Raw genomic sequence first — 6000 nt, forward strand, 5'->3', positions numbered from 1 at the left:
AACTCTAAAGATTGATAACTCAAACCTATAGAATAATTAAGAATCTTCAAAGCAAAAGTTATTGCATTGGGTATCAACTAAGCTGATGCTTAAGCATAAGACCTACGACGACACAACAGACTTGCGGATGTTTGCACCATCTCGCTGAGTTTCGTATTGCTAAATTTTGCCCCAGCAGTGGGGTCAATCGTAGCGTTGCACACATATTCCATTGCAAAGGTTGCCAAGTGCAGAGGCTGCTCTCAACGGCACATTAACTGTTAAAAAGGAAAAACGTCTATGGCCTATACGCAATCAAAATCCCAGAAAACTGGGTATCAGGCTGGGGTAAAAGATTACCGCCTCACCTACTACACACCGGACTACACCCCCAAAGATACCGACATTCTAGCGGCATTTCGGGTCACCCCTCAGCCGGGTGTGCCCTTTGAAGAAGCGGCTGCTGCGGTGGCTGCGGAATCCTCCACCGGCACATGGACAACGGTGTGGACCGACCTCCTCACCGACTTAGATCGCTACAAAGGCCGCTGCTACGACATTGAGCCGCTGCCTGGCGAAGATAACCAGTTCATTGCCTACATTGCCTATCCCCTCGACCTGTTTGAGGAAGGCTCTGTTACCAACATGCTCACCTCCATCGTAGGGAACGTCTTTGGCTTCAAAGCCCTGAAAGCGCTACGCCTCGAAGACCTGCGAATTCCTGTTGCCTACCTGAAAACCTTCCAAGGGCCACCCCACGGTATCCAAGTCGAGCGGGACAAAATCAACAAGTATGGTCGCCCGCTGCTCGGTTGCACCATCAAACCGAAGCTGGGTCTATCGGCAAAAAACTACGGGCGTGCGGTTTATGAGTGTTTGCGCGGTGGTCTCGACTTCACCAAAGATGACGAGAACATCAACTCGCAACCCTTCCAACGCTGGCGCGATCGCTTCTTGTTTGTCGCCGATGCGATTCATAAAGCCCAAGCAGAAACCGGTGAAATCAAAGGTCACTACCTGAACGTTACCGCCGCCACCTGTGAAGAAATGCTGAAGCGGGCAGAGTTTGCCAAAGAACTCGAGATGCCGATCATCATGCATGACTTCCTCACCGCTGGGTTCACTGCCAACACCACCCTTTCCAAGTGGTGCCGCGACAATGGCGTGCTGTTGCACATCCACCGTGCTATGCATGCGGTGATTGACCGTCAGAAAAACCACGGGATGCACTTCCGCGTCTTAGCCAAGTGTCTGCGGATGTCTGGGGGCGACCACATCCACACGGGTACGGTGGTCGGCAAACTTGAAGGGGACAAAGCAGTCACCCTTGGCTTTGTGGATCTGCTGCGGGAAAACTATATCGAGCAAGATCGCTCCAAAGGCATTTACTTTACCCAAGACTGGGCATCGATGCCCGGCGTCATGGCCGTAGCCTCTGGTGGGATTCACGTTTGGCACATGCCTGCCCTCGTGGACATCTTTGGGGATGACGCTGTGCTGCAATTTGGTGGCGGTACCTTGGGTCACCCTTGGGGGAATGCGCCCGGCGCAACCGCCAACCGCGTTGCCCTTGAAGCCTGTGTCCAAGCCCGCAACGAAGGCCGTGACCTGATGCGTGAAGGCGGTGATATTATCCGTGAAGCAGCTCGCTGGAGTCCTGAGTTGGCTGCTGCCTGCGAACTGTGGAAAGAAATTAAATTTGAGTTTGAAGCTCAAGACACGATCTAGAGGGTGGTAATGGGGTTCAATCGGAGCTAAGCATAAAGTTGCTGCTGCGGTTTTCCCCCACGCCTATGGATGTTAAACACATTGCCAAACAAACCAGTAAAACCCTGATTAGTTACCTTACCTATCAGGCGGTGCGGACGGTAATTGCCCAGCTTGCAGAGACTGATCCACCGCGATCCCTGTGGTTGCAGCAATTTACCAGTCGTGAAAATGTTCAAGATGGCGAGCGCTACCTTGAGGCACTCTTTCGCGAGCAGCAGGATTTGGGCTTTCGTATTCTTACGGTGCGAGAGCATTTGGCAGAAATGGTGGCAGACTACTTACCGGAAATGCTGCGTACCGGCATCCAGCAGGCGAACCGACAGCAACGCTGCCAGCAATTAGAGCGGATGACCCAAGTGTCAGATGTCTCGGTTGAGGGCAGCCCACCCCCTGAATCAACAACCGACTGAATGCGATTGATTGTCCTTGTTTTTTGATTGAGGAACCTATGAAAACATTACCCAAAGAGCGTCGCTACGAAACCTTTTCTTACTTGCCGCCGCTGAGTGATGCCCAGATTGCGCGGCAAATTCAGTACACCATTGAGCAAGGCTACCACCCCTGCGTCGAGTTCAACGAAAGCTCTGATGCTGAAATCCGCTACTGGACCATGTGGAAGTTGCCCCTGTTCAACTGCACCAGCCCCCAAGAGGTACTCAACGAGGTGCAGCAGTGCCGCTCGGAATACCCCAACTGCTACATTCGTGTTGTGGCTTTTGACAACATTAAGCAGTGTCAGGTGATGAGCTTTATCGTCCACAAACCCAATCAGGGCAATAGTGGTTATAGCGGCTACCGTTACTAATCCCTAGCCCTATTACTACCTGCTTAAAACGGCAAAGCCCCCAGTCTGAGCATGGGGGCTTATTTTTTGCTCTAGGTTTTTGGCTCTAGGTGCTCATTCTCTCCCTAGAATTACTAGAGGGCGTTACCACGGGGGAGTACCTCTTCGGGGAAGACTAGGTTTTCATGGGGTTGGTCTTGCGGCGCCATCCACGCCCGAATCCCTTCGTTCAACAGAATGTTCTTGGTGTAGAACGTCTCGAACTCAGGGTCTTCAGCCGCACGAATCTCTTGCGAAATGAAGTCGTAGGAGCGCAGGTTCACCGCTAGCCCTACGACTCCAATCGCACTCATCCACAGACCTGTCACTGGCACAAACAACATAAAGAAGTGTAGCCAGCGCTTGTTCGAGAAGGCAATCCCAAAAATTTGGCTCCAGAACCGGTTCGCCGTCACCATCGAATAGGTCTCTTCCGACTGGGTGGGGGTAAAGGCACGGAAGGTACTGGCCCCTTCCCCATCCTGGAACAGGGTATTTTCAACCGTCGCACCGTGAATGGCACACAGTAGGGCACCCCCCAGCACTCCGGCAACCCCCATCATGTGGAAGGGGTTCAAGGTCCAGTTGTGGAACCCTTGGAAGAATAGCAAGAACCGGAAAATCGCCGCTACCCCAAAACTAGGCGCAAAGAACCAGCCCGACTGCCCCAGTGGGTAAATCAAAAAGACACTCACAAATACGGCAATCGGCGCACTAAAGGCAATGGCGTTGTAGGGGCGAATGCCAACCAAGCGGGCAATTTCAAACTGCCGCAGCATAAAGCCAATGAGGCCAAAGGCACCATGGAGGGCAATAAACGTCCACAGGCCTCCCAGTTGACACCAGCGGGTAAAGTCCCCTTGGGCTTCGGGTCCCCACAGCAGCAGCAGGGAGTGTCCCATACTGTTGGCCGGGGTCGAGACTGCCACGGTCAGGAAGTTACAGCCTTCCAAGTAGCTGGAGGCTAAGCCGTGGGTGTACCACGAGGTTACAAAGGTGGTGCCGGTCAGCCAACCACCCAGGGCAAGGTAGGCACAGGGAAACAGCAGGATGCCTGACCAGCCCACAAACACAAATCTGTCGCGCTTGAGCCAGTCGTCGAGAATGTCGAACCATCCTCGCTCCGCTGGCGCACGTCCGATTGCTATTGTCATGGGATTAAACTCCACAAAGATAATACCGGGTTCGCGCTTGGCTGCACCTTTAGGTTGCCCTAAAGATAAAGTGAGCGCCAAGTTTACGAATCTTAACAACGCTTTTAATCTAGCAAAGGTCGTTTTGAGATTTCAACTGCTGGCTTGGGATGACTGGCTCTGCGCCAATTGCCAAAGGGGGGCACCACTCAAGCGGCAAATGCGCCAGTCAGGTAACACCTCAGCACCAATGCCTTCATAAAAGGCAATGGCGGGATGGTTCCACTCAAGGACACTCCACTCTAGGCGGCCATAGTGGCGATCGCGGGCAATACGAGCCAGTGCTCTGATCAAAGCGGTGCCAACTCCTTGGCGGCGATAGGTGGGCAGCACAAACAGATCTTCGAGGTAGAGTCCCGGTCGGGTCAAAAATGTGGAGTAGGTGGTAAAGAACAGGGCATAGGCAATCCCTTGGCCGTGGCTTTCAGCGAGGAGGGCTTCCGCGTAGGGGCGATCGCCAAACAGGTGCTCCCTTAGCTGCGCAACGGTGCCACTGACGCTATGGCTTAGATGTTCGTAGGCAGCTAGGTCTTGAATCAGGCGAAATAGAGTCGGTACATCGGCGGGGGCAGCCGCACGAATCTGGAATGCTAAGGACAAGGCAGAGACTCCGTCTATCCGGTGGGGTAGTTCATAATAAAGCAGAAGCGACGGCAGAGTTAGGTATATTTGGCACATCAGAGCGAATCTGGCCATCGCGAAAGTGAATGATGCGTCGCGTAATACTAGCTACGTCTGGCTCATGGGTAACCATGACAACCGTCATCCCAGCAGCATTCAACTGACTAAAAATATCAAGGATTTCAATAGTTGTTTGACTATCAAGGGCACCCGTTGGCTCATCAGCTAACAGCAACAATGGCTGATTGACAATGGCACGGGCGATCGCCACACGTTGCTGTTGTCCCCCAGATAGTTGATTTGGGCGGTTATGTAAGCGGTGCCCCAGTCCTACCTTTTCCAGCGCCACAATCGCTCGCTCCCGTCGTTCTTTGGGGGGAACTTGGGCATAGATCATCGGCAGCATCACATTTTCCAGCGCTGTCAGTTGCCCCAACAAATGGAACTGCTGAAACACAAAGCCAATTTTGGCATTACGGATATGCGCCAATTCATCATCCGTGAGCCGCGAGACATCTTGACCATCCAGAAAATACTTACCAAAGGTGGGTCGATCCAAGCAGCCGATAATGTTCATCATCGTGGATTTGCCAGACCCTGAGGCCCCCATAATGGCAGCGTATTCTCCGTGCTGGATTTGGAGGTCAATGCCATTGAGCGCACGCACTTCTGTTTCACCTTGACCATAGATTTTCTGTAAATGCTCAAGACAAATCAGAGGAGGTGTGCTCATGAGCCGGTTGAATTGAATGCAACTATTACAAATTGTAGCGGGACTCCTTGGCCTAGTTACCGATGCATCAACTCACCCTTTCACGGGGGCAGTTTTGAGCACAGCGCTTATACGCATCACCAGTTGATAAATGCCATAGGCGATCCAAGCCCCCGGCTCTATCGTCCGAGTTATGCTTAATCAATAGCTAAATGCCAGCAAATTAAGCAACGTAACTGAAAATTGTCAAAGTTCCTGAACCCATAACCTGACCGCTTGATCAGCTTCAATTTATTGTTAATACCTTCAACAACACCACTATTTGTGTGATTATCAAAATAGGCGGTGACTTCACCAAACCACCGACAAATTGTTCTTACGCTCTCTTGAAAAGAATCCTGAGCTTGAGCTAACCAATCGAGCAATTGAAAGGTTCCATTTTTCCAATCTTTTGCTTGCTCAAAGATGGCTCTAAACGATTCCTTCTCCTGATGCATTCGAGCCAGACTTGGCACTACTTCTCGAATTTCTTCCAGTTTTGCTTTTTGCTTCTGAGTTAGATTTTCCTCCGGCGTGAGTAACGCATATTTACTTTGTTTGAGCGTGGCTGCAATCTGGGCTTTCTGGACTTCATTTACCGTCTGCTCATTCGCTTTACAAATACTTTGTCGAGCCTTATCCAATTCCTGATTCACAATTTTTATAACATGAAATCGGTCAGCAACCACCGTAGCATTCGGTAGGAGTTTATGAACCAAACTTTTATAGTTTCCAGACAGGTCAATGCTCACCTCAATAATTTGATTGAGTACTGCTGCTCCCCATGCCTCAAGCACTTGCCTCACATCTTCCTGCTTCTGGCGCTGCTGCTCATCCGCCGTTAAGAACTCCCTGATGTCGTC

The 6000-nt window shown here is 51.4% G+C and carries 7 protein-coding genes; 3 read left to right on the forward strand and 4 right to left on the reverse strand.

Features of this window, described 5'->3' with window-relative positions; translation table 11 throughout:
• The first annotated feature begins 279 nt into the window (after positions 1-279).
• The 3 genes from L5470_RS04155 (at position 280) to L5470_RS04165 (ending at position 2554) form a co-directional block, all read left to right on the forward strand.
• A complete protein-coding gene (locus tag L5470_RS04155) occupies positions 280-1707 on the forward strand; it encodes a form I ribulose bisphosphate carboxylase large subunit (protein ID WP_099799013.1) in 1428 nt (475 codons plus the stop codon).
• Positions 1708-1772: 65 nt separating this feature from the next.
• A complete protein-coding gene (gene rcbX, locus L5470_RS04160; protein WP_099799014.1) occupies positions 1773-2159 on the forward strand; it encodes a RuBisCO chaperone RbcX in 387 nt (128 codons plus the stop codon).
• 38 nt (positions 2160-2197) lie between these two features.
• Positions 2198-2554, forward strand: a complete 357-nt coding sequence (locus L5470_RS04165; RefSeq protein ID WP_099799015.1) for a ribulose bisphosphate carboxylase small subunit — start codon at positions 2198-2200, stop codon at positions 2552-2554.
• 113 nt (positions 2555-2667) lie between these two features.
• On the opposite strand, the gene psbD is transcribed toward L5470_RS04165, so the two are convergent.
• From psbD to L5470_RS04185, 4 genes are all read right to left on the reverse strand, one after another.
• A complete protein-coding gene (psbD, locus tag L5470_RS04170) occupies positions 2668-3726 on the reverse strand; it encodes a photosystem II D2 protein (photosystem q(a) protein) (protein WP_099799577.1) in 1059 nt (352 codons plus the stop codon).
• Between the two features lie 132 nt (positions 3727-3858).
• Positions 3859-4365 carry a GNAT family N-acetyltransferase gene (locus L5470_RS04175; RefSeq protein WP_499498320.1) on the reverse strand — a complete coding sequence of 169 codons (507 nt, stop codon included), beginning with the start codon at positions 4363-4365 and terminating at the stop codon, positions 3859-3861.
• Between the two features lie 31 nt (positions 4366-4396).
• Positions 4397-5119, reverse strand: a complete 723-nt coding sequence (locus tag L5470_RS04180; RefSeq protein ID WP_099799017.1) for an ABC transporter ATP-binding protein — start codon at positions 5117-5119, stop codon at positions 4397-4399.
• Between the two features lie 176 nt (positions 5120-5295).
• A partial coding sequence (locus L5470_RS04185; RefSeq protein WP_499498322.1) for an ISL3 family transposase occupies positions 5296-6000 on the reverse strand: 705 nt, incomplete at its 5' end.

The organism is Synechococcus sp. PCC 6717 (assembly GCF_022698185.1).
GTDB lineage: Bacteria > Cyanobacteriota > Cyanobacteriia > Thermosynechococcales > Thermosynechococcaceae > Thermosynechococcus > Thermosynechococcus lividus.

Coding starts and splice junctions, on each gene's coding strand:
- L5470_RS04155 (WP_099799013.1), top strand. CDS start 280: ATGGCCTATACGCAATCAAAATCCCAGAAAACTGGGTATCAGGCTGGG.
- rcbX (WP_099799014.1), top strand. CDS start 1,773: ATGGATGTTAAACACATTGCCAAACAAACCAGTAAAACCCTGATTAGT.
- L5470_RS04165 (WP_099799015.1), top strand. CDS start 2,198: ATGAAAACATTACCCAAAGAGCGTCGCTACGAAACCTTTTCTTACTTG.
- psbD (WP_099799577.1), bottom strand. CDS start 3,726: ATGACAATAGCAATCGGACGTGCGCCAGCGGAGCGAGGATGGTTCGAC.
- L5470_RS04180 (WP_099799017.1), bottom strand. CDS start 5,119: ATGAGCACACCTCCTCTGATTTGTCTTGAGCATTTACAGAAAATCTAT.